This is a genomic window from Pseudomonas sp. Irchel 3A7 (genome assembly GCF_900187565.1).
In the GTDB taxonomy this organism is placed as follows: domain Bacteria; phylum Pseudomonadota; class Gammaproteobacteria; order Pseudomonadales; family Pseudomonadaceae; genus Aquipseudomonas.
The window spans coordinates 115,259-138,977 of the sequence record NZ_FYED01000009.1 but is presented as its reverse complement, the minus strand read 5'-3'; the positions used below and the strand labels follow the sequence as shown (position 1 = coordinate 138,977).

Annotated in this window: 20 protein-coding genes; 7 read left to right on the top strand and 13 right to left on the bottom strand. The window is 60.3% G+C overall.

The genetic code is table 11. The features are described from left to right. Positions 1-33: 33 nt before the first annotated feature. Together ercA and CKW21_RS16500 are read left to right on the top strand one after the other, a co-directional pair. Positions 34-1,197 (top strand): alcohol dehydrogenase-like regulatory protein ErcA, encoded by a 1,164-nt coding sequence (ercA, locus tag CKW21_RS16505; RefSeq protein ID WP_095195018.1) that lies wholly within the window; start codon positions 34-36, stop codon positions 1,195-1,197. Further along, positions 1,181-2,917, top strand: coding sequence for a NahK/ErcS family hybrid sensor histidine kinase/response regulator (locus CKW21_RS16500; RefSeq protein ID WP_095195017.1), 1,737 nt, complete (start codon positions 1,181-1,183; stop codon positions 2,915-2,917). The genes ercA and CKW21_RS16500 overlap by 17 nt, the downstream gene beginning before the upstream one ends. On the opposite strand, the gene CKW21_RS16495 is transcribed toward CKW21_RS16500, so the two are convergent. The 7 genes from CKW21_RS16495 to CKW21_RS16465 form a co-directional block, all read right to left on the bottom strand. After that, positions 2,914-3,783, bottom strand: a complete 870-nt coding sequence (locus CKW21_RS16495; protein ID WP_095195016.1) for an aldose 1-epimerase — start codon at positions 3,781-3,783, stop codon at positions 2,914-2,916. The two genes, CKW21_RS16500 and CKW21_RS16495, sit on opposite strands and share 4 nt — an antisense overlap. A 234-nt stretch (positions 3,784-4,017) precedes the next feature. Beyond that, complete coding sequence (locus tag CKW21_RS16490; protein WP_095195015.1) at positions 4,018-5,298, bottom strand: TRAP transporter large permease; 1,281 nt, start codon at positions 5,296-5,298, stop codon at positions 4,018-4,020. Continuing rightward, positions 5,299-5,826 (bottom strand): TRAP transporter small permease, encoded by a 528-nt coding sequence (locus CKW21_RS16485; protein WP_095195014.1) that lies wholly within the window; start codon positions 5,824-5,826, stop codon positions 5,299-5,301. An 82-nt stretch (positions 5,827-5,908) separates the two neighbouring features. Beyond that, entirely contained in the window at positions 5,909-6,880 is a 972-nt protein-coding gene (locus tag CKW21_RS16480; protein WP_095195013.1) for a TRAP transporter substrate-binding protein, read from the bottom strand. Positions 6,881-6,946: 66 nt separating this feature from the next. Continuing rightward, positions 6,947-7,855 carry an SMP-30/gluconolactonase/LRE family protein gene (locus CKW21_RS16475; protein ID WP_095195012.1) on the bottom strand — a complete coding sequence of 303 codons (909 nt, stop codon included), beginning with the start codon at positions 7,853-7,855 and terminating at the stop codon, positions 6,947-6,949. A gap of 57 nt (positions 7,856-7,912) precedes the next feature. Then, positions 7,913-8,737, bottom strand: a complete 825-nt coding sequence (locus tag CKW21_RS16470; protein WP_095195011.1) for an NAD(P)-dependent oxidoreductase — start codon at positions 8,735-8,737, stop codon at positions 7,913-7,915. Between the two features lie 289 nt (positions 8,738-9,026). Next, complete coding sequence (locus CKW21_RS16465; protein WP_095195010.1) at positions 9,027-10,322, bottom strand: OprD family porin; 1,296 nt, start codon at positions 10,320-10,322, stop codon at positions 9,027-9,029. Positions 10,323-10,626: 304 nt separating this feature from the next. On the opposite strand from CKW21_RS16465, the gene CKW21_RS16460 reads away from it, so the two are divergent. Next, positions 10,627-11,247, top strand: a complete 621-nt coding sequence (locus CKW21_RS16460; RefSeq protein ID WP_095195009.1) for a TetR/AcrR family transcriptional regulator — start codon at positions 10,627-10,629, stop codon at positions 11,245-11,247. A 15-nt stretch (positions 11,248-11,262) separates the two neighbouring features. Here CKW21_RS16460 and CKW21_RS31825 read toward each other — a convergent pair whose 3' ends face one another. From CKW21_RS31825 to hydA, 5 genes are all read right to left on the bottom strand, one after another. Next, a complete protein-coding gene (locus CKW21_RS31825) occupies positions 11,263-11,910 on the bottom strand; it encodes a hypothetical protein (protein ID WP_256590248.1) in 648 nt (215 codons plus the stop codon). Next, positions 11,876-12,334, bottom strand: a complete 459-nt coding sequence (locus CKW21_RS31820; RefSeq protein WP_256590247.1) for an RHS repeat-associated core domain-containing protein — start codon at positions 12,332-12,334, stop codon at positions 11,876-11,878. The genes CKW21_RS31825 and CKW21_RS31820 overlap by 35 nt, the downstream gene beginning before the upstream one ends. Positions 12,335-12,626: 292 nt before the next feature. Then, positions 12,627-13,901, bottom strand: coding sequence for an NAD-dependent dihydropyrimidine dehydrogenase subunit PreA (gene preA, locus CKW21_RS16450; RefSeq protein WP_095195007.1), 1,275 nt, complete (start codon positions 13,899-13,901; stop codon positions 12,627-12,629). Beyond that, positions 13,902-15,269 (bottom strand): NAD(P)-dependent oxidoreductase, encoded by a 1,368-nt coding sequence (locus CKW21_RS16445; protein ID WP_095195006.1) that lies wholly within the window; start codon positions 15,267-15,269, stop codon positions 13,902-13,904. Between the two features lie 156 nt (positions 15,270-15,425). Next, positions 15,426-16,865 (bottom strand): dihydropyrimidinase, encoded by a 1,440-nt coding sequence (gene hydA / locus CKW21_RS16440; protein WP_095195005.1) that lies wholly within the window; start codon positions 16,863-16,865, stop codon positions 15,426-15,428. Between the two features lie 552 nt (positions 16,866-17,417). Between hydA and CKW21_RS16435 the strand changes: the two genes are divergently transcribed. From CKW21_RS16435 to CKW21_RS16420, 4 genes are all read left to right on the top strand, one after another. Beyond that, positions 17,418-18,902: an NCS1 family nucleobase:cation symporter-1 gene (locus CKW21_RS16435; RefSeq protein WP_095195004.1), complete on the top strand. Its 1,485-nt coding sequence runs from the start codon at positions 17,418-17,420 to the stop codon at positions 18,900-18,902. A gap of 148 nt (positions 18,903-19,050) precedes the next feature. Next, on the top strand, positions 19,051-20,334 hold the full coding sequence (locus CKW21_RS16430; RefSeq protein WP_095195003.1) for a Zn-dependent hydrolase: 1,284 nt from the start codon (positions 19,051-19,053) through the stop codon (positions 20,332-20,334). A 178-nt stretch (positions 20,335-20,512) separates the two neighbouring features. After that, positions 20,513-22,009 (top strand): helix-turn-helix transcriptional regulator, encoded by a 1,497-nt coding sequence (locus CKW21_RS16425; protein ID WP_095195002.1) that lies wholly within the window; start codon positions 20,513-20,515, stop codon positions 22,007-22,009. A gap of 186 nt (positions 22,010-22,195) precedes the next feature. Further along, entirely contained in the window at positions 22,196-22,447 is a 252-nt protein-coding gene (locus CKW21_RS16420) for a DUF1652 domain-containing protein (RefSeq protein WP_095195001.1), read from the top strand. Positions 22,448-22,941: 494 nt separating this feature from the next. Here the strand turns inward: CKW21_RS16420 and CKW21_RS16415 are convergent, their stop codons facing one another. After that, positions 22,942-23,709: an SDR family oxidoreductase gene (locus tag CKW21_RS16415; RefSeq protein ID WP_095195000.1), complete on the bottom strand. Its 768-nt coding sequence runs from the start codon at positions 23,707-23,709 to the stop codon at positions 22,942-22,944. Positions 23,710-23,719 lie beyond the last annotated feature (10 nt).

Here is a 23,719-nt window from a genome sequence, read left to right as displayed (position 1 = left end):
TACCTTCCAAAACAATAAAAAACAGGCTTTCCAATGAGCCAGAGTCTCAGTCAGCTGCGTAAATTCGTCTCGCCTGAAATCATCTTCGGTGCCGGCTGCCGGCACAACGTCGGCAATTACGCCAAGACCTTTGGCGCGCGCAAGGTGTTGGTTGTCAGCGATCCGGGGGTGATTGCCGCCGGTTGGGTCGCCGATGTCGAAGCCAGCCTGCAAGCGCTGGGCATCGAATATTGCCTTTACAGCGCCGTCTCGCCCAACCCGCGGGTCGAAGAGGTCATGCTCGGCGCCGAGCTGTACCGGGAAAACCACTGTGATGTGATCGTCGCCGTCGGCGGCGGCAGCCCGATGGATTGCGGCAAAGGCATCGGTATTGTCGTCGCCCACGGTCGCAGCATCCTCGAATTTGAAGGGGTGGACACCGTCCGGGTGCCCAGCCCGCCGCTGATCCTGATACCGACCACCGCCGGCACCTCGGCCGACGTTTCGCAATTCGTGATCATTTCCAATCAGCAAGAACGCATGAAGTTCTCCATCGTCAGCAAGGCGGTGGTGCCGGACGTGTCGCTGATCGACCCGGAAACCACCCTGAGCATGGACCCGTTCCTGTCCGCCTGTACCGGCATCGATGCCTTGGTGCACGCCATCGAAGCCTTCGTTTCCACCGGTCACGGGCCGCTGACCGATCCCCATGCACTGGAGGCGATGCGCCTGATCAACGGCCATCTGGTGCAGATGATCGCCAACCCGACGGACATCGCCCTGCGCGAAAAAATCATGCTGGGCAGCATGCAGGCCGGGCTGGCGTTTTCCAACGCGATCCTTGGCGCGGTGCATGCGATGTCCCACAGCCTGGGCGGTTTCCTCGATTTGCCCCATGGCCTGTGCAACGCGGTGCTGGTGGAGCACGTCGTGGCGTTCAACTACAGTTCGGCGCCGGAGCGTTTCAAGGTTATCGCCGAGACCTTTGGCATCGATTGCCGGGGTTTGAATCAGCGGCAGATCTGCGGGCGACTGGTCGAACACCTGATTGCCCTCAAACACGCCATTGGCTTCCATGAAACCCTTGGCTTGCATGGGGTCAGCACGTCGGACATTCCGTTCCTGTCGCAACACGCGATGCATGACCCGTGCATCCTGACCAACCCGCGCGAGTCCAGTCAGCGTGATGTCGAGGTCGTCTATGGCGAAGCCCTCTGACGAACAACAACGGGCCCTGGCCGGGCTGCTGGGACTGGGCAGCCACTCGGCCCGCAAGAGCCATTACCCGGAACTGGCCGCGCGCCTGGATGAACTGGAAGCCGAACGCAACCGCTACAAATGGCTGTTCGAAAACGCGGTCCACGGGATTTTCCAGGCCAGCCTGCAAGATGGCATGCGGGCCGCCAACCCGGCGCTGGCGCGCATGCTCGGTTATCAGGACCCGCAGGAGGTGCTGTTTTCCCTGAACGACCTGGCCAGCAACCTGTTTGCCGGTGGCGTGCAGGAATTGGAAACCATCGGTGAAGTCCTCAGGCGCCAACACAGCCTGCACGGTTACGAAACGCGCTTGCGCCGCAAGGACGGCAGCCACCTCGATGTGCTGATGAACTTGTTGCTCAAGCCCGGCCAGGAAGGCCTGGTGGAAGGTTTTGTCGCCGATATCACCGAGCGCAAACAGGCCCAGCAGCGCCTGCAACAACTCAATGACGAACTGGAGCTGCGCGTCACTGCGCGCACCGATGAACTGCTCGAAGCCAACCGCAACCTGCAGCAGCAGATCACCCAGCGTAAACAGATCGCCCAGGCCCTGCGCGACGCCCGTGATGCCGCCGAAGCGGCCAATCGCAGCAAGGACAAATACCTCGCCGCCGCCAGTCATGACCTGCTGCAACCGCTGAACGCCGCGCGCTTGCTGATCTCGACCTTGCGCGAGCGCAAGTTGCCGGACGTCGAGCAGGTGCTGGTCGAACGCACTCACCAAGCCCTGGAAGGCGCCGAAGACCTGCTCACCGATCTGTTGGACATTTCCCGGCTCGATCAGTCAGCGGTCAAGCCGGACATCGCGCCTTACCGCCTGGATGAATTGCTCGGGCCGCTGGTGTCGGAGTTCCAGTCGGTGGCCCAGGCGGAGGGATTGAATCTGCGGGTGCACATGGGCGATTACGCCATCAGCACCGACCTGCGCCTGATGACGCGCATCCTGCGCAACTTCCTCAGCAATGCCTGCCGCTACACCGAGGAAGGCAGCATCCTGCTCGCCGCCCGGCGCCGGGGCGATTATCTGCGCCTGGAGGTGTGGGACACCGGGCGTGGGATCGCCGCCGACCGGCTGGACTCGATCTTCCTTGAATTCAATCAGCTGGATGTCGGCCGTGCCGCCGACCGTAAAGGTGTGGGCTTGGGACTGGCCATCGTCGAACGCATCGCCAAGATCCTCGGCTATAAAATCGGCGTGCATTCGCTGCCGGGGCGCGGTTCGATGTTCAGCATCGAGGTGCCGCTTTCCCATGAAATCCCCTTGCCGATCAGCCAGGCGGCGCCCCAGCCGGGGACCGGTAACCCGTTGCCGGGCCGGCGATTGCTGGTGCTGGACAATGAAGTGAGCATCCTGGAGAGCATGGGCGCGTTGCTCGGGCAGTGGGGGTGCGACGTGGTCACGGCCACCGATGAAGCCTCGGCGCTGGCGGCCCTTGAGGGACGGGCGCCGGAACTGATTCTGGCGGACTATCACCTCGATCACGCGGTGGTTGGCTGTGATGTGGTGCGCCATTTGCGCGAGCATTTCCACCGGCCTATCCCGGCGGTGATCATCACCGCCGACCGCACCGACCAGTGCCGGCGCTCGCTGCAACGGCTCGACGCACCGCTGCTGAACAAACCGGTCAAGCCCGGCAAGTTGCGTGCGGTGTTGAGTCAGTTGTTGGGAGCGCCGGCTTAAAGCGCCCGGTACTGCAGCTTGAAGCCCAGCGTCGAGGTTTGACCTTGCTCCAGCAAGCGCAAGCCCGGCCGGCCGGGCAGGTGGTGCGCGTTGACCGGGTGGCTCACCGGTTCGAGACAGAAAAAATCCAGGCCAGCCGGGCAGTAAAGCAGGTAGTAATCGCCGCCTGTGGCCTGGCACTCCAGTTCATGACCCAGGTCAGGCTGCTGGATCAGGCAGTGACTACTCCATTGGCAAAAGCCGTTGTCGACCACTGTCTCGGGCAAGGCCTTGGGTTGCCGGAAATCCCAATCGGCGGGTAACGCAGCGAGCTGTGTCGGCAGTTTGGACGCATCGCACAACCAGACCTGTTCGGCCGGGGCCATCAGGCGAGTGTTTGTCGTACGTGGAAAGTAGGGGTGCAGACCGAGCCCGTGCCATGCGGCACGTTCGGCCAGGTGGGTGACGTGCAACTCGATGCTCAAGCGACCTGCGCTCAGCTCGAATCGTTGCCGGGCGCGGTAGGCGAAGGGCGTGCTGCTGTCGAGTTGCAGGATCACTTCGTTCGCTGATCGGGAAACCACTTGCCACGGTTGCTGCCAGGCACTGCCGTGGATCGGCAGCGGATCGGTGATGCTGTTGGGTGTCAGCGCCAGCCAGCCATCGGGGCAGTCGAAGCCGCCTTCGGCAATGCGGTTGGACCAGGGCACCAGGGGAAAACAACCGAGTTTGCCGGGCAGGCCGGTGTTCAATGCCTGCGCATCGGCGTGACGCAACAAGGGCTGGCCGGTGCCGAGTACGGTCCAGTTGACGATGCTCGCGCCGAGTTCAGGGGCAAGGGTGAGGTGGGTGAATTCGTCTTCGAGTTCGAGCAGCGTTGGTGTCATGTTGACCTGCTGAGTGAGTCGTTTTTTTGAGAAACACTGATCCTTGTGGCGAGGGGATTCATCCCCGTTCGGCTGCGCAGCAGTCGCAATACCAGACAACTCGGTATACCTGAAGGAATGCTGGGGCTGCTACGCAGCCCAACGGGGATGAATCCCCTCGCCACAGGGAAATCTTCAAGCCAGTAAAACCGTGCCCGCAGGAGATCCCTCAGGCACGGAGCGGTTGAAAGGCTCTTACAGGACCAGATGCGGCAACCAAAGCGACAGTGCCGGAATGTAGGTCACGGCCATCAGCACCAGGAACAGCACGCCATAGAATGGCAGCAGCGCCTTCACGGTTGTTTCGATACTGACTTTACCCACGGCCGACCCCACAAAAAGTACCGCGCCCACCGGCGGTGTTATCAATCCGATGCCCAGGTTCACCAGCATGATCATGCCGAACTGTACCGGATCGACGCCAATGCCGAGAATCACCGGCATCAGGATAGGCGTGAGGATCAGGATCAGCGGTGCCATGTCCATCACCGTGCCGAGCAACAGCAGCATGACGTTGATGCACATCAGGATCACGTAACGGTTGTCCGACAGGGTCAGGAACATCGTCGTGATCTTCGCCGGGATCTGCATCAGGGTCATGATGTAGCCGAAGCTGGCGGCGAAGCCGATCAGGATCATCACGATCGAAATCGTCCGCACCGTGCGGTGCATCAGTTTCGGCAGTTCGCTCCACTTGTAGTCGCGGTAGATGAACATGGTTACGAAGAACGACCACAGCACCGCAATGGCGGCTGATTCGGTCGCGGTGAAAATGCCCGACAGAATGCCGCCGAGAATGATCACCATGGCCATCAGGCCCCACATGGCTTCGCCGCAGATTTTCAGGGCTTCGCGCATCGGGATGACTTCGCCCTTGGGGTAGTCACGCTTCTTCGCGAAGATCAGGCACAGCACCATCAGGCAGGCGCTCATCAACAGGCCCGGCACCACGCCGGCCATGAACAGCGAAGCGATCGACACTGTGCCGCCGGCGGCCAGCGAATAGAGCACCGAGTTGTGGCTTGGCGGGGTCAGGAGCGCTTGTACCGAACCGCTGACGGTCACCGCCGTGGCGAAATCCCGGGGATAGCCTTTGCGTTCCATTTCCGGGATCAGCACCGAGCCGACCGAGGCCGTATCGGCCACCGAAGAGCCGGAGATCGCGCCGAAAAAGGTCGAGGCCATGATGTTGACCAGCGACAACCCGCCACGCACGAACCCGACCAGCACCCCGGCAAACGCCACCAGGCGTCTGGACATCCCGCCCTCCGCCATGATCGCGCCGGCCAGGACGAAGAACGGAATCGCCAGCAGGGAAAATTTGTTTACGCCCCCGGCGACCTGGATCATCAGGGCCTGGAACGGAATGTCGATCCACCAGGCGCCGATCAGGGCCGAAAGCCCCAGGGCGTAGGCGACCGGCATGCCGATCAGGATCAATGCGATAAAGCTGCCCAACAGAATCAAAGCGTCCATTCAGGCAGCCCCTTCGCTTTCTTCAACCAGGTCGAAACGTACGACCCGACGATTGCTCTGGTCACCGAGCAAGAGTTTTTCCAGCACGAAAATCAAGGTCAGCAGGCCACCCACGGGGATCGGCATGTAGGTGATGCCCACGCGCAGGGTCGGCAGGGCGCTCATGAACTGATTCCAGGTCGACAGGCACAGCTTGGTGCCCCATACGGTCATGAACACGCAAATGGTCGCCATCAGCAGTTGCGAGAAGAGGCTCATGCCCTTGCGCATGCCGGGCGACATGCGATCGGTCAGCATGGCCACCGCCATGTGCGCACCCGCCCGGTAACTGGCGGCGGCACCGATGAAGGTGAACACCATCATCAGCAGTATCGCGGTGGGCTCCGGCCAGCTGGAGCCGGTGCCCAGCACGTAGCGGGCGAACACGCCCCAGGGAATGATCAGGGAAATGGTCAGGACCGACAGGCCGGCGACCCAGATACAGGTCATGTACAGCCGGTCGTTGAAGCGCAGCAATAGATTCTTCATCGGGTTTCACCGTAACCGGGCGCGCACGAACGTCTACCCATGTGCAGACGTGCGCGCCGGGCCTTTCAAGGGAGCGGGAGAGTTACTGAACGGCCTCGATGCGCTTGATCAGATCGGCGTAGGGCGCGCCGTATTTCTCGCGGATCGAGGCGGTTGCGTCGTAGAAAGGCTTCTTGTCGACGGTGATGAACTCGACGCCGGCGGCCTTGAGTTTCTCTTCGCTGCTGGCGGACTTGGCGTCCCACAGGGTGCGTTCGTGGGCTTGCGCGGCCTTGGCGGTTTTCTTCACCAGCACTTGCTGTTCGGGGGTGAGTTTTTCCCAGGTGATTTTCGACATCACGATGGGCTCGGGCAGGATCAGGTGGCCGGTCAGGCTGTAGAACTTGGCGTTCTGGTAGTGGTTGTGTTCGAGCAGGGTCGGCGGGTTGTTTTCCGCGCCATCGATCACCCCGGTCTGCAGGGCGCTGAAGATTTCCCCGGTGTCCATGGCGATCCCGTTGCCGCCCATGGCGTTGATGGTGTCGATGAACATCGGGTTGCCTTGCACGCGGATCTTCATGCCCTTGAGGTCTTCGAGGCTGCGCACCGGTTTCTTGGTGTAGATGTTGCGCGTGCCGCCATCCATCCAGGCCAGGGCGACCAGGTTGAATTCGGAATGGGTGATCTTGTCGAGGATCTCGTCGCCGACTTCACCGTCGATGACTTTGCGCATGTGTGCCTGGTCGCGGAACACGAACGGCATGTTGAACACGTTCACGTCCGGCACCACCGGGCCGACGATGCCGAGGCTGACCCGGGCCATCTGGATCGCGCCGACCTGAGCCTGTTCGATCACTTCCTTTTCCGAGCCGAGTACACCGCCGGCGAACATCTTGAACGTCAGTTTGCCACCGCTGTCAGCCACCAGGGTCTTGCCCAGTTGCTCTTCGGCGACCACGGTCGGATAACCCGCGGGATGGATGTCGGCGAATTTGATTTCCAGCGCCTGGGCGACGCTGCCGAAGGTGAAAGCGAAAGGAATTGCAGCGGCGAGCAAGGTGCGTTTGAAGTCCATGGGCATTTCTCCAGTCTTGTTATTTTTGTATTCAAAGGCGCAGCGGTGCAGCAGAAGCGGTGGAGGCTATTGATCCAACAGTGCCGGCGAATCGTTGAACAACGGTTCCGGCAGACCTTTCACGCCGGGGTCGAGGGCGAACACCCCACCGGCGAGTGACTGCCGATCATGGTCGTCACCGGGGCGAATCGAGGTCACGAACAGCGTGTCCAGTCGACTGCCTCCGAAGGCGCACATGGTCGGTTTTTTCACGGGTACGGCAAGGGAGCGGTCGAGGCGACCGTCAGGGGTGAAGCGGTGAATCAGCCCGGCGTCGTTGGCGCAGATCCAGTAGCAGCCTTCGGCGTCCACGGCCGCGCCGTCGGGGCGGCCGGCGAACAGGTTCATGTCGACAAAGACCCGGCGACGGGTCGGGGTGCCGCTGTCGATGTCGTAGTCGAAGGCCCAGATCTGCTGGACCGATGGATGGGAATCGGACAGGTACATCGTGCGTCCGTCCGGGCTGAAGGCCAGGCCGTTGGGCACGATGAAACCGTCCAGATGTGCCGTCAGCGGCCCGCGTTGCCCGGCGCTGTAGCGATAGAGCCGGCCGTCGGCGGCATTGGCGGCCATGTTCAGCACCATGCTGGCGGCCCAGAAACGCCCCTGACGGTCACAGCGACCATCGTTGAGGCGCATGTCCGGGCGGGGATGATCGACGAAGGCCAGTGGCTCGCTGTCGAGACTGCCATCGTTATGTGCGTGCAGATGGAAGAACCCGCTCTCCATGCCGGCGACCCAGCCACCGTCGGGATGACGAGTAATGCACGCGAGCATTTCCGCGGCTTTCCAGGCGTCGACATGACCGGTGTCGGCGCTCCAGCGTTGCAACCCCCCGGCAGGAATATCGACCCAGTACAGGGCGTTTTCCTCCGAGACCCAGACCGGGCTTTCACCGACCGCATTGCGGGCATCGACAATCAATTCGGCTTGCATGGCAACTCATTCCCTTGGGTTTTTGTTGTTGGGATCAGGTGGCAGGCGCGGGTGGATTCAATCGTCGAACGGGCCGGCTGCGCAGAAGGCGCCACCCTGGTAGACCCGGGCCGGATCATCGGCGGCCGGCAGCGGCTGGGCTTCGACTTTTTCGCGGAACACTTCGGAGCTGTCCTTCGGGACATATCCCAGGCGCGTGGCGAAATGGTTGTCCCACCAGACGTCCTTGTTGTCGGACATGCCGTAGATCACAGTGTGGCCGACATCCGGTGTGTACAGCGCGCGTTCGAGCAATTGGGTGAGGTCGGCGAAGCTCAGCCAGGTACTCATCATCCGGCGGTTTTGCGGTTCCGGGAACGACGAGCCAATCCGCACGCTGACGGTTTCGATGCCATAGCGATCGAAGTAGAAGGTTGCCATGTCTTCGCCGTAGGACTTGGACAGGCCGTAGTAGCCGTCGGGACGGCGAGGGGAGTGGGCATCGATGACTTCATCTTGTTTGTAGAAACCGATGACATGGTTGGAGCTGGCGAAGATCACCCGTTTCACGCCGTGCCGGCGCGCGGCTTCGTAGATGTGAAACACGCCGCAGATGTTGGCACCGAGAATGTCTTCGAACGAATGCTCGGTGGAGACGCCGCCGAAATGCAGGATCGCGTCCACGCCTTCGACCAGTTGATGCACGGCCTGCTTGTCGGCGAGGTCGCAGGGTACGACTTCTTCACGGTCATCGATGGCCGGGGCGATGTCGGCGATGTCCGACAGGCGAATGACATTGGCATAGGGGCGCAGGCTTTCGCGCAAGACTTTGCCCAGGCCACCGGCAGCGCCGGTCAGGAGCAGACGATTGAAGGGGGCGCGGGCGGTTGAAGTGGTCGTCATGGGAGTCCCTGAACACGCGGTTGTTGTTATTGGATTCGTTGTAGGTTGTCGTACGACTAATTCGAGTATCGTAAGGGTTTCCGGTTCTTGTCAACGCGACTTTGGTGGAAATTGACGAGGGGTATTCTGGTCCTATTGATCCTGTGGCGAGGGAGCTTGCTCCCGCTGGGCTGCAAAGCAGCCCCAACTCGACACCGAGGTTCCTCGCGTTAAATGCCTTGGGAGCGCTACGCACTCCTGCGGGAGCAAGCTCCCTCGCCACAGATGATGTGTGAGTCAGCCAGTCGTTTTATAACAACGAAATCGGATAACTGATGAACAACCGGTTCTCATCGAATTCGTTGGTGCTGAAGTCCTTGCGGATGCTTGCGTTGCGCCATTTGACGTTGAGACTTTTCAACGGGCCGCTCTGCACCGTGTAGGCCAGTTCCGACTCGCGGCCCCATTCCTTGCCATCGGTAATGGTGCCGGTGTGCACGTTGTCGCCACTGATGTAGCGGTTCATCAGGGTCAGGCCGGGAATGCCGAGGGCGACGAAGTTGTAGTCGTGGCGCACTTGCCAGGATTTTTCCCGGGCGTTGTCGTAGCTGGAGTTGTAGCTGTCGTTGGCCAGGGTGCCACCGCTGGTGCCGTTGACCCGCATCCAGACATCGTCGCCGCTGAGTTTCTGCAGGCCGACATAGAAGGTGTTGCCGCCGTATTTGGCCGAGAGCAGGGCGAAGGCGGTCTTGTTGTCGAGGTCGCCGGCCAGGGCGCTGCCTTCTTCCTTGCCGATGAAGTAGCCCAGATTGGCGCCGAAGGTCCAGTCGCCGAGGGGCTGGCTGTGGCTGAGGTTGAAGTACTGCTGCTGATAGATGTCGCTGAGTTCGGCGTACCACACACCGACCTGGGTGCGCTTGTCGTTGAAGGCGTATTCGCCGCCACCGAAGTTGAAACGGTCCGAGGTGAACGCCGCTTTACCGTTCATGAACATGTCTTCCATGCTCGCATCGTTGCGCGGGCTGTTCTGCCGGAACTGACCGCCGTAGAGCGTCAGGCCGCTGATCTCCGTGGAGGTCACCTGACCGCCACGGAAGGTTTGCGGCAACGAACGGCCATCGTCGGAGCGCAGGATCGGCAGCACCGGCATCCATTCGCCGACCTTCACTTCGGTTTTCGAAATCTTGCCCTTGAGCGCCACACCCAGGCGGCCGAAATTGTCGGCGGGGCGGCCATCACCGTGGATCGGCAGCAACTGCGTACCGGCCGTGCCCTTGCCGCCATCGAGTTTCTGCGAGTAGAGCCCCAGCACATCCACACCGAAGCCGACTGGACCCGGGGTGAAACCGGACTTGGCATCGAGGATGAAGTTCTGCGTCCACTCTTCGGCCTTGCCCTGGGGGTAAGCCGGGTTGGTGAAGTTGCGGTTGAAGTAGGCGTTACGCAGGTTCAGCGTGGCCTTGGCATCGTCGGTGAAACCTTCGGCCTGGCTGGTCATGGGCAGGGCGAAGGCGAGGCTGCCGCAGCCGATCAGGCTCAAGGTATGGCGGCGGGCGAAGGAGGGACGCGGACTGCGGGCGGACGGATTGCGGGCGAGTTTGCTCACTGTGAGGCTCCATTTTTCTTGTTTTTATTATTTGTTATACGTCGTCGTACAACATTGAAGCGATTATTTGCGGGGATTTCCAGGGTTGTCAATCAGAAGTTATACGATGACTTGACTGTTGTGGGAGCGAGCCTGCTCGCGAAGACGGACTGTCAGTCAACAAGGCGGGTGAATGTGATATTGCAATTGGCGAGCAGGCTCGCTCCCACAGGAAGTGGCGGGTTGAACGTAGTTTGCGATCCCCCTGTCGCCGCGAGGTAGAGCGGATGCTAGTCTTGTTTAACGCTGAAGCAAGGGAGCCCTCATGGGCAATCACAAGATCGAGATTCGTCGCAGTAACGTCGAGAAAATTCTGCTGGGGGCCGAGAAAGTCTTCGCCGAAAAAGGCTTCGGCAGCACCGCCATGGCCGACATTGCCGCCGAGGTAGAGCTGCCGCGCTCCAATCTGCATTATTACTTCAGCACCAAGACCGAGCTCTACAGCGCCGTGCTGTTGGGCCTGCTGGAAGTGTGGAAACAGGACGCGCTGTGCTTCGAGATGTTCGACGATCCGCGTGTGGTGCTCAGCAGCTACATCCGCGCCAAAATGAACCATTCACGCAGCCGCCCCTACGGTTCGAAAGTCTGGGCCAACGAAATCATCCACGGCGCGCCGACCCTGGGCGAGACACTGGACGCGAGCCTGTACGACTGGGCCAAGATGAAAGAAGCGAAGATCCGCCAGTGGGTGGACGACAAACGTATCCTGCCGGTGGAACCCTCGAGCCTGCTGTACATGATCTGGGCCTCGACCCAGCACTACGCGGACTTTGATCACCAGGTGAATATTCTCAATGATCATCAGCCGCTGTCGGACATGCAGTTCGAACGGGCGGTACAGACGGTGACCAGTGTGATTTTGCGGGGGATTGGGTTGGAGCCGTAGTCTGAAGTGCTCTTTTCATTTATTAATGGTGGGTTTTCCGGCTCGACCTTCAATTTTACGAATAGCATCACGTTTTAGTCGGAGTTCTTTGTAAGTTATTGAGCTTACTATGCGGTTGAGGTCGCTGGCCGGTGCAGCTGTACTTGCTTTTTTTAATTCATTCCTTAGTTCGCTGATTTTGGCTTGCAGATGAGGGTTGTACTCGACGTTTGTTTGTGGGTGATTTTTGACGTATTCGTCAAATCTCTGCGCGTCTGTTTTTAATTCCCGTTTAAATTGACCGGATGGAGTCAGAAGCTTGTTAGCAGGGAGGTTTTGAGCTGATGTAACAGGTGGCGCGGAATTTAAGTTATTAAACTGTGCGAACTGAGAACTTGATGTTGACGCGCTGGGCACTGAGTTCGGTGTTTTGTTGATTGTATTATCCTGCAAACTGCTCAGTGTTCGGTTTCGTGATTGGATGCTACCAGCCGTTCGCCGAGTTGTATTAAGACGGGTTGTACTGGTTGATGGTAGATTGTTTGCGGTTGCACTAACTGGGCTGGAGGTAATCCAGGGACGGAAAAATTTATAATTGCCGGTTGGATCGTAATGATTGACCGGGTCGTTTCCACAATACGCATATGCATTAATTCCCCCCGGCATCAAAAGGGCTAAACTCATCCGGGGTCATAAATCGCATAAGTACAGGATTATAGAAACGATTACCCTGTCCAAGTGGGTAGTTTCCCGTTATATCGTCAGGGCACTCACCGTTAAATCCGAGCAAGCGACTTAATCCGCTCTCTGCGGGGTGATGGCCGTAGGCGGTATAGGCAAATTGCTGCGAATTATTGGCCGAGACCGTTTGCAGCAGTGAATGCGCTTGGTCGCTCCCCATCAGCGTGGTTTCGCTAACACCCGCTTCACTTTGCCTCTGCGCCAACGGCTGGGCTTGATGGCGGAAGATTGTCCGTTGTGTCTGTTGTCCCAGTTCGGTGATCAGGTGGCCCTCTTGGTAAAAGCGCTGCGTGCTGTCGGCCGCCAGTAGGCCTATACCTGTGAGCCGGTCCAGTGGATCGTATAAATACCGGCGCAAAATCTTCATTGATGAAACCGACATTACGAGGTTCTCGATGGTGAACTGGATGCGTGTCAGCTTTGAAGATATTTCGAGTGGTGTCTACTAGCAGAACTGATAGGTGGGTGTGGTTTGGAGTGGGGCGAATAAGTGGAGTAACGGGTGCGGTGTGTGATTTTGCAGGGGATTGGATTGGAGCCTTCAGACTGTCGGTGTAGCGACCGACCTCTTCGCGAGCAGGCTCGCTCCCACAGTTGAAATGCATTCCAATGTGGGAGCGAGCCTGCTCGCGAAAGCGCCCGATCAGACTCCGCTGAACTCAGACCGCGACATGGTAGGGATTGCGCGGATCATGATTCCAGTCCAGAAACGGCTTGCCGGTGTCCACCGGGACCATTTCGATGCAGTCCTGCACCGGGCAGGTGATCTGGCACAGGTTGCAGCCGACACACTCTTCATCAATCACTTCATAGGCGTGGGTGCCATCGGCCTTTTTCACGCTGGCCACGGCCTGGTGCGAGGTGTCTTCGCAGGCGATGTGGCAGCGGCCGCAACCGATGCACGCCTCCTGGTCAATCTTCGCGATCACCTGATAGTTGATGTCCAGGTACTTCCAGTCCGTGGTATTGGCGACCGCCCGCCCGGAAAACGCTGAAATGTTGGCGTAGCCCTGACTGTCCATCCAGCGCGACAGGCCGTCCTTCATCTCCTCGACAATCCTGAAGCCATGCAGCATCGCCGCCGTGCACACCTGCACCGAGCCACTGCCCAGGGCGATGAACTCTGCCGCGTCGCGCCAGTTGCCGATGCCGCCGATGCCGCTGATGGGCAGCCCCTGGGTCTGAGGGTCGCGGGCGATTTCGGCGACCATGTTCAGGGCAATCGGCTTGACCGCCGAACCGCAATAGCCGCCATGGGTGCTCTGACTGCCGACCATCGGATTGGCCACCATGCGCTCCAGGTTGACGCTGGTGATCGAGTTGATGGTGTTGATCAGCGACACCGCATCGGCGCCGCCACGGTGTGCTGCGCGGGCGGCGACGCGGATGTCGGTGATGTTCGGCGTCAGCTTGACGATCACCGGCAGCGAGCAATACGTCTTGCACCAGCGGGTGACTTGCTCGACGTACTCCGGCACCTGCCCGACCGCCGCGCCCATGCCGCGTTCCGGCATGCCGTGGGGGCAACCGAAGTTCAGTTCGATGCCGTCGGCACCGGTGGCTTCCACCAGCGGCAGAATGTGTTTCCAGGACTCTTCGACGCAGGGCACCATCAACGACACGATCAACGCACGGTCCGGCCAGTCCTTTTTGACCTGGGTGATTTCCCGCAGGTTGATCTCCAGTGAGCGGTCGGTGATCAGCTCGATGTTGTTAAAGCCGAGAACCTCTCTGTTGGCTCCGAAGTGCGCGGAATAGCGCGACGACACGTTCACCGCCGCGGGATCCTCCCCCAATGTTTTCCAGACCACGCCACCCCAGCCGGCCTCGAAGGCGCGGACCACGTTGTAGGCCTTGTCGGTCGGGGGCGCGGAGGCCAGCCAGAACGGGTTGGGGGACTTGATGCCGGCGAAGACAATCGACAGATCGGCCATTTACGCAGCCTCCACGTTGAGCATCAGGTGAGCATGAATGGCCTCGGCGGCCCGTTTGCCGTGTTGCACCGCTTGCACGGTGAGGTCCTGGTCGAGGCTGGTGCAGTCGCCGCCGGCATACACGCCGGGGATACTGGTTTGCAGCTGTTCGTCCACCAGGATGCGATCGCCCTGGCGCTTGAGCTCGCGGGCCAGCGGGTCGGCGAGGGCGCTGTCATCGAAGGTCTGGCCGATGGCCTTGAAGATCGCGTCGGCGGCCAGCTCGAAGGTTTCGCCGGTGGTTTGCAGGCGACCTTCAACCAGATGTGTGCGAGCGAAGCGCATGCCGCGTACCTGACCCTGGTCATCGAGCAACACGTGTTCCGGTTGTGCCCAGGTCAACAGGCGCACCTGATTGGCCTTGGCGATGTCCTGTTCGTGATGGGTCGCGCCCATGTCTTCGACGCCACGGCGGTACACCAGATTGACATCGTGGGCACCCAGGCGAGCCATTTGTACCGCCATGTCGATGGCGGTGTTGCCGGCGCCGAGCACGATGCAGTGATCAGCCAGAGGCAGTTCGGTCAGGTCTTCGGCCTGGCGCAGTTCGCGGATGTAATCGGTGGCGGCCACCAGACCGGGCGCGTCTTCATGGGGTAGGCCCAGCTGTTTGCTGGCCGCCAGGCCGAGGCCGAGGAACACCGCATCGAATTGCTGATGTAGATCGCTGAGGCTCAGGTTGTCCCCGAGTTTTTGCCCATGGCGGATTTCGATGCCGCCGATGTCCATCAGGAACTCCAGCTCCTTCTGCGCGTAATCGTCCACCAGTTTGTATTTGGCGATCCCGTATTCATTGAGGCCGCCGGCCTTTTCCCGAGCCTCGAAAATCACCACGTCATGGCCGTGCATGGCACTGCGATGGGCGCAGGACAGCCCGGCCGGACCGGCACCCACCACGGCAATGCGCTTGCCGGTGGCGGCGGCACGGGAGAACGGGTGCTGGCTGAAATGCGCGTTGTCCACGGCGTAGCGTTGCAGCAGACCGATCAGTACCGGCGCGCACTCATGGGCGTTGTTGCGCACACAGGCTTGCTGACAGAGGATCTCTGTGGGGCAGACCCGGGCACAACTGCCACCGAGGATGTTGGCCGAAAGGATTTTCTGCGCCGCGCCCTGGACGTTGTCCTGGTGGATGTTGCGGATGAACGAGGGAATATCGATCTCGCTCGGGCAGGCATTGACGCACGGTGCGTCGTAGCAGTACAGGCAACGCGAGGCTTCGAGGTGGGCCTGTCGGTCATTAAGCGGCGGCGCCAGGTCGGTGAAATGACCGGCGAGGGCGGCCGCGTTCTCGAAGGGGTGCGGGAGATGGGTCAGGGTCTTGATCACGGTTTTTGGCCTCACGGTGATGGAGGTTATGCCTCTGCATGGGCATTGTTTTTTGTGTTGTCCGGGCCGGCCTCTTCGCGAGCAGGCTCGCTCCCACAGTTGAAATGCATTCCAATGTGGGAGCGAGCCTGCTCGCGAAGGCCGAAGGCCTCGATCTCAGCGTTTCACTGCAACCGGCTGATTCAACTCAGCCCGCTTGCTCAACAAGTCAAACACCGCCGGATACGCCGGCCGTTCGATATAGCGCCCGACCCCACGCTCGGCCCGCAGGTCGCCATCGGCCCAGACCACCCGGCCCTGGCTGATGGTGTGGCTGGGCACGCCGCGTACGGTCTTGCCTTCGAAGATGTTGAAGTCGACCTGCTGGTGATGGGTCTTGGCCGAAATCGTCCGGGTGCCTTGCGGGTCCCACAGCACCAGGTCGGCGTCGGCGCCCACGCGGATCGCGCCTTTGCGTGGGTAAAGGTTGAAGATCTTCGCGGTGTTGGTCGAGGTGAGGGCGACGAAGTGCTGCATCGACAGGCGCCCGGTGTTCACCCCTTCATCCCAGAGCACGGCCATGCGGTCTTCGATGCCGGCCGTGCCATTGGGGATCTTGCTGAAATCGTCCTTGCCGGCGGCTTTCTGCTCGGCGCAGAAGCAGCAATGATCGGTGGCGGTGGTGTGCAGATTGCCGGCTTGCAGGCCATGCCACAGTGCGTCCTGGTGGCCGCGCGGGCGGAAGGGCGGGCTCATCACGTAACCGGCGGCGGTCTGCCAGTCCGGGTGTTGATAGACGCTGTCGTCCAGCAGCAAATGCCCGGCCAGCACTTCGCCGTAGACCGGTTGGCCCTTGGCGCGGGCGTAGGTAATTTCGTCGAGGGCTTCCTTGGTCGAGACATGCACCAGGTAGAGCGGCGTGCCCAGGGTTTCGGCGATGCGGATCGCCCGGCTCGCGGCTTCGCCTTCGACCTGGGAAGGGCGTGACAGCGGATGCGCTTCCGGCCCGGTCATGCCCTGGGCCATCAGTTTGCGTTGCAGGTGATAGACCAGCTCGCCATTTTCCGCATGCACGGTGGGCACCGCACCCAGTTCCAGGCAGCGCTCGAAACTCGCCACCAGGGTGTCGTCGGCCGCCATGATCGCGTTTTTGTAAGCCATGAAGTGCTTGAAGCTGTTGACGCCATGATGGATCACCAGCTCGGCCATTTCCTCGCGGACCTGCTCGCTCCACCAGGTGATGGCGACGTGGAAGCCGTAATCGGAAGCGGATTTCTCGGCCCAGCCGCGCCATTGATGGAAGGCTTCCATCAGGGATTGCTGCGGGTTGGGAATCACGAAGTCGATGATCGAGGTGGTGCCACCGGCCAGACCCGCCGCCGTGCCGCTGAAAAAGTCTTCGCTGGCCACGGTGCCCATGAAGGGCAGTTGCATATGGGTATGAGGGTCGATGCCACCGGGCATCAGGTATTGGCCGCTGCCGTCGAGCACTTCGGCACCAGCGGGTATGTCGAGGTCTTCGCCGATGGCCTTGATCAAGCCGTCTGCGCAATACACATCGGCGCGATAACTTTCATCATGGGTAATAACGGTGGCGCCACGAATCAACAGAGACATTCCGGATTCCTCGCAGGCATGACCGACTGATGCCGGTTCTAGATGTTTTTATAGGTGGCCATCGTAAACAGGTGTATTCCTGTCAGCGCTGTCAGGAATAAACGCTAGCTGCTGTTATGGGAATCAGCAAGAATATTTTTTATAAGCTTATATCTGTTTTAACGTATTGATTAATAACGTATTAAACTGAAAATCACCAAAATGGTGAGGGTGCTCACCATTTTGACGCACTTGACAGGTTCGAAATATGGTCAAGATTTTCTATGTGAAATCAGCTGTTTGAGCATGGTCTATGGTTGATGCGCGACATTGAAAAAAAGATCGACGCACCAGATTGAGTCCTGACTGTTCGGACAACTTGCCTGGCATTCGGCCTGAGTGGCATGGCAACTCGCCGAGGATTCAATGGTTGTACAAATAAAACTGATAAACATCAGTTGCTTAGTAAATGTTTATGGAACTGCCCGATGCACAAACGGGGTACCCGGCATGCTTATTGATGCCGCCAGCCCCTGATGAGCAAAAAATAATTCAAAGAACAGTGGAGCGGCCATGCAACAGATCAGATCGCAAGTGACCGAGCGCGACGGCTTGTTCGAGCTGGAAGCCGGCAGCGATGTCCTCGACAGTCCCCGTTACAACCACGACATGGCACCGACCAAGGTGCGCGAACGAACCTGGAACAAATGGCACATCACCGCGTTGTGGGTCGGCATGTCGATTTGTGTGCCGACCTATACCCTCGGCGGCGTACTGACGGCCTATTTTGGCCTGAGCGTCGGCGAAGCGCTGCTGGCGATCCTCTTCGCCAATATCATCGTATTGATTCCCCTTACCTTGAACGCCTTTCCCGGCACCAAGTACGGCATTCCGTTCCCGGTGTTGCTGCGTTCGTCGTTCGGCATCCTCGGTTCCAACATCCCGTGCCTGATCCGCGCCCTGGTGGCGTGCGGCTGGTTCGGCATCCAGACGATGTTCGGCGGCCTGGCCATCCACCTGTTTCTGGGGTCGGTGTTCGAGGGCTGGAAATCCCTGGGTGGCACCGGTGAAGTCCTGGGCTTCATGATGTTTTGGGCACTGAACCTGTGGGTGGTGATCCGCGGCGCCGAGTCGATCAAATGGCTGGAAACCCTGTCCGCGCCGTTGCTGGTGGCGGTGGGTGTGGGGTTGCTGGTGTGGGCGATGCCCAACGTGTCGATGACCGAATTGCTGGCGATTCCTCCCAAGCGCCCGGAAGGGGCCAGTGTGGTCAGTTACTTCGCCGCCGGGCTGACCGCGATGGTCGGCTTCTGGGCCACGCTGTCGCTGAACATCCCGGACTTCAGCCGCTACGCGAAAAGCCAGCAGGACCAGATTGTCGGGCAGATCATCGGCTTGCCGCTGACCATGTTCCTGTTCGCCGCGCTGGGCGTGGTGATGACCGCCGCCTCGGTAAAACTGGTGGGCGTGACCGTGTCCGATCCGGTGACCCTGATCGGCCATATCCAGAGCCCGGTCTGGGTCGCGTTGGCCATGGCGTTGATCATCATCGCCACGCTGTCCACCAACACCGCGGCCAACATCGTGTCGCCGACCAACGACTTCCAGAACATTGCGCCCAAGGCGATCAACCGGACCAAAGCGGTGATGCTCACCGGCTTCGTCGGCCTGGCGCTGATGGGGCATGAACTGCTGAAGAAGCTCGGGCTGATCGTCTCGGACATCAGCCTGGAAACCGTCTATTCCAACTGGTTGCTCGGCTATTCGAGCCTGCTGGGGCCGATTGCCGGGATCATGGTGGTGGACTATTTCCTGATCAAGAAACAGCAGCTGGACCTTGCCGGACTCTATCGTGATGACGTGTATCCGGCGTGGAACTGGAACGGCTTTCTCGCGTTCGGTGTGCCGATGGTACTGACGCTGTTGTCGCTCGGCAGCGATGCATTCAGCTGGTTCTACAGCTATGGCTGGTTCACCGGCTCGGCCCTTGGCGGGTTGATTTACTACGGGTTGTGCGTGATGCGGCCCAGTCCATCCGTGGCGAAATCTGCGGTGTGACGGCCGGCCCCATCGCTGGCAAGCCAGCTCCCACAGGGTTCTCGGGTGTTCAGAAAACCTGTGGGAGCTGGCTTGCCAGCGATGAGGGCCTGAAGAACACCAACGAATTGCCTGAAGAAACACATAAGAACAGCCTGAGGAGATCCCCATGAACGCAGCCGTAGACGTTCTGCAATCCAGCCATCAGCACATCAACCGCGACCGCTTGTGGCAGTCGCTCATGGAGCTGGCCAAGCTCGGCGCGACGGTCAAGGGCGGTGTCTGTCGCCTGGCCCTGACTGATCTCGACCGCCAGGCCCGTGATACGTTCGTGACGTGGTGTGAGGAAGCCGGCTGCACCGTCAGTATCGACGCCGTGGGCAATATCTTCGCCCGTCGTCCAGGGCGCAATCCGGATCTGCCGCCGGTGATGACCGGCAGCCACATCGACACCCAACCCACCGGCGGCAAGTTCGATGGCTGCTTCGGCGTGCTGGCCGGCGTCGAAGTGCTGCGCACCCTCAATGACCTGGGCATCGAAACCGAAGCGCCGCTGGAAGTGGTGGTGTGGACCAACGAAGAAGGCTCGCGCTTCGCCCCGTGCATGATGGGCTCCGGCGTATTCGCGGAAAAATTCACCCTGGAAGAAACCCTGGCCAAGGTCGATGCCGAGGGCGTGACCGTCGGTGAAGCGCTGAACGCCATCGGCTATGCGGGGCCGCGCGCGGTCAGCGGTCATGCGGTGGGCGCCTATTTCGAAGCGCACATCGAGCAAGGGCCTATTCTCGAGGACGAACGCAAAACCATTGGCGTCGTCATGGGTGCCCTCGGGCAGAAATGGTTCGACCTGAAACTGCGCGGCGTCGAAGCCCATGCCGGCCCGACCCCGATGCATCTGCGCAAGGATGCACTGGTTGGCGCCGCGGTGATCGTAGGCGCCGTCAACCGCGCCGCACTCGGCCATCAGCCCCACGCCTGCGGCACCGTCGGTTGCCTGCAAGCCTATCCCGGTTCCCGCAACGTCATCCCCGGGGAAGTGCGCATGACCCTGGACTTCCGCCATCTGGAACCGGCACGGCTGGACTCGATGATCGCCGAGGTCCGCGAAGTCATCGAAACCACTTGCGAAGAACACGGCCTGACCTACGAGCTGACACCCACCGCCGACTTCCCGCCGCTGTACTTCGACAAGGGCTGCGTCGAAGCGGTACGCGGTGCCGCGCAAGGGCTGGGCCTGCCGCACATGGACATCGTCAGTGGCGCGGGACACGACGCGATCTTCCTCGCCGAGCTCGGCCCGGCCGGAATGATCTTCGTGCCGTGCGAAGGCGGCATCAGCCACAACGAAATCGAAAACGCCGCACCGGATGACCTGGCGGCGGGGTGCGCGGTGTTGTTGCGGGCGATGCTGGCGGCTTCGGCAGCGATTGCGAAGGGGCAATTGGCGGCATAAGGATTGCCCTAGTCTGCCTGTGGGAGCGAGCCTGCTCGCGAAGGCGGTTTAACCTTCAACGTGGATGTTGGCTGACACACCGCTTTCGCGAGCAGGCTCGCTCCCACAAGTTCTTCGCACTATCGCAGACCCTGGCGGTCGTACTCTTCACAGGGATAATCGCATGTGTGGAGCGCCAATGAGCCAGGACGTCCTGACCACTGAAACCAGTCGCCGCCAGTTGCAGCAGATCATCACCGGGCTGTCCGACGGGGTGATTCTGCTGGAACTGGATCAGACGATTGTCTGGGCCAATGACGCCGCGCTGGCCATGCATGGTGTGGCGCGGATTGGCGAGCTGGGGGCCGATGCCGAGGACTATGTCCGGCGTTTCGCCTTGCGCTATCGCAACCATCATCCGGTGCCGGCGGATAACTACCCGATTCATCGCGTCGCGCGTGGCGAGACCTTCAGCGATGTGCTGGTCGAGCTGACCCCGGCCCATGACGAAGAACGCACCTGGGTCCACCGCGTGCGCAGTCTGGTGGTGACCGACTGCCACGGTGAGCCGGAGTCGCTGGTGCTGATCATGGACGATGTCACCGACTGGGCCAGCGCCGAGCAGCGCTTCGAAAAAACCTTCGCCGCCAACCCCGCACCGGCAGTGATCTGCCGGCTCAGCGATCTGCGCTACATCAAGGTCAATCCCGGTTTTCTCGAAATGACCGGTTTAGCACGGGATCAGGTGATCGGCAGCTCGACGTACGAGCTGGACGTGCTGGATCAGGCTGAAAACAAAGACCTGGCCAAGCAGCGCTTGCGCGAAGGCGCGACCATCCCGCAGATGCAGGCCGAACTGCGTATGGCGGATGGCGGCAACAAGCAAGTGATCGTCGCCGGCCAACCCCTGGAGCTCAACGACGAACCCTGCATGCTGTTCTCCTTCGTCGACATGGAGCCCCGGCGCAAGGCCGAAGTCGCCCTGCGTCAGAGCGAAGAGCGTTTTGCCAAGGCGTTCCGCCTGACACCGGTGCCGATCCTGGTTTGCAGCGCCGATGATCAGGTGGTGCTGGATGTGAATGAGGCTTTTCTCGAGACCCTCGCGTATCCCCGCGAAGAGGTGCAGGGCAAGACCATCGCCGAGATCGACTTCATCCATGACAAGGGGGCGAGGGCAAGGCTGGTCACGGCACTGGAAAAAACCGCAAGCCTGGATCGCATTGATGTTCGCGTGCGTAAAAAAAACGCCGAGGTGATTGATTGCGCCGTGTCGGCGGATACCGTCAACATTCAGGACAATCCTTGCTATTTGCTGGTGTTGATGGACATCACCGAACGCAAACGCACGGAGCTGGAGTTGGTGGCGGCTATCGAAGAAGTGATGAAAGACGCGTCGTGGTTCAGTCGCACCCTGATCGAAAAACTGGCCAACGTGAAGAATGTCGACTCGCCGCAACTGCCCAGTGTGTCCTTCACCGACCTGACCGTTCGCGAGCGTGAGGTGCTGGAGCTGATCTGCGAGGGGCTGGCCGACAAGGAAATCGCCGCGCGACTCAAGCTTGCGCCGAACACGGTGCGCAATCATGTGGCGACGGTCTATTCCAAGCTCGATGTGCACAGTCGCAGCGAGGCGATCGTCTGGGCGCGCGATCGTGGGTTGTTCGCCGGGACAGGGCGATCCAGGGGGCAGCGCTAAGGTGCAAATGCACCAGGTGTCATAGTGCAAATGGACGTTTTGGCAGGGGGCGGCGGCTCTTAGGCTGAGAGCGTGCGAACGGGGATCCATGGGTCTTCCGCGCGCGATTTACGAAGCCGCTCAAGGATCAGCCATGTACTCCATATCCATCACGTTTGCCGTCCCTTGCCACGAGGGTCGATTGCAATGATTCATCTGGCGCAACTGCGGCTGCAACTGGAACGCAGCTTTTCTCCTCTGGCCTGCGAATGCACCATTACCGGTGATCATTCGTTGACCGTGAAGCTTTACCATCCGGTATCAGGGCAGGTGGACCTGGTGGTGAGCGGGTTGAACGTGTCAGTGCTCAACACCCACGAAGCAGTGGTCACGCTAATCGAGGAACTGCGCTACGAACTGGAGAGCAATACCCTGCATCGCCCCGATCCTGTGCGCTAGTTTTTGTCGGTTTTGACTACAAACCGGACTGGAAAACCCACAAAAACGGCTTTTCTGTGACCCACTCATGAACTTTTTGGCAGTGTTTTGTTGTCACAAACTTGTCGATCACTTATCGCGGGTCATCCTATGAAAAGTCTTGGGAAACGCGTTTTCACTGCTGTTGCGCTCTGCGCCGTGATGCTCGGTGGCTGTTCCAGTCCGCCGCCACCTCCTCCCGCCGCGCCACCCCCACCGCCTGAAACGACTTGTCAGGCTTCCGATAGCACCCAGGTAATGGGTGATATGCGGGCCGAAGGGCAGGTGACGCGCGAGACCACCGTGACCCGGTGTGTCACGCAATAGGCTAACTCACCCTGTGGCGAGGGAGCTTGTCGGATCGCCGCACCGTCCCGTTGGGCTGCGAAGCTGCCCCGAAAAAGAGGGACTGCTGCACAGTCCAGCGGGAGCAAGCTCCCTCGCCACAAGTTATTTGTGGCCAGTGCTGTCGTGGATCAGGACAGGAAGCCGCCATCGACGTTCAGCGAAACGCCGGTGGTGTAGCTCGACGCATCGCTGGCCAGGTAAAGCACCGCACCGGCCATTTCGCTTGGATCCGCCACGCGCTTGAGCGGAATCTGCTGCAGCGCGGTGTTCAGGATGGCCTCGTTCTTGACCAGTGCCGAAGCGAATTTGGTGTCGGTCAGGCCCGGCAGCAGGGCGTTGCAGCGGATGCCGAACTGCGCGCATTCCTTGGCGAACACCTTGGTCATGTTGATCACGGCGGCCTTGGTCACCGAATAGATGCCCTGGAACACACCCGGCGAGACGCCGTTGATCGACGCGACGTTGATGATGCTGCCACCGCCGTTCTCGCGCATCAGCTTGCCGGCTTCCACCGACATGAAGAAGTAGCCGCGAATGTTCACGTCGACAGTCTTCTGGAACGCACTCAGGTCGGTATCCAGCACGTTGCAGAACTGCGGATTGGTCGCCGCGTTGTTGACCAGGATGTCCAGGCGCCCGAACTGTTCCTTGATGCCGGCGAAGACCTGGCTGATCTGCTCCATTTCACCGATATGACAGGCGATGGCCGTGGCTTTGCCACCCGCGGCGATGATTGCATCGGCCACGTGCTGGCAGCCGTCGAGCTTGCGGCTCGAAACGATCACATGGGCACCTTGCTGCGCCAGCAGTTTGGCGATGGCTTCACCGATGCCGCGGCTGGCGCCGGAGACGAAAGCGATCTTGCCGTCGAGGTCGAACAACTGAGTCTTGGACATGGGGTTCCCT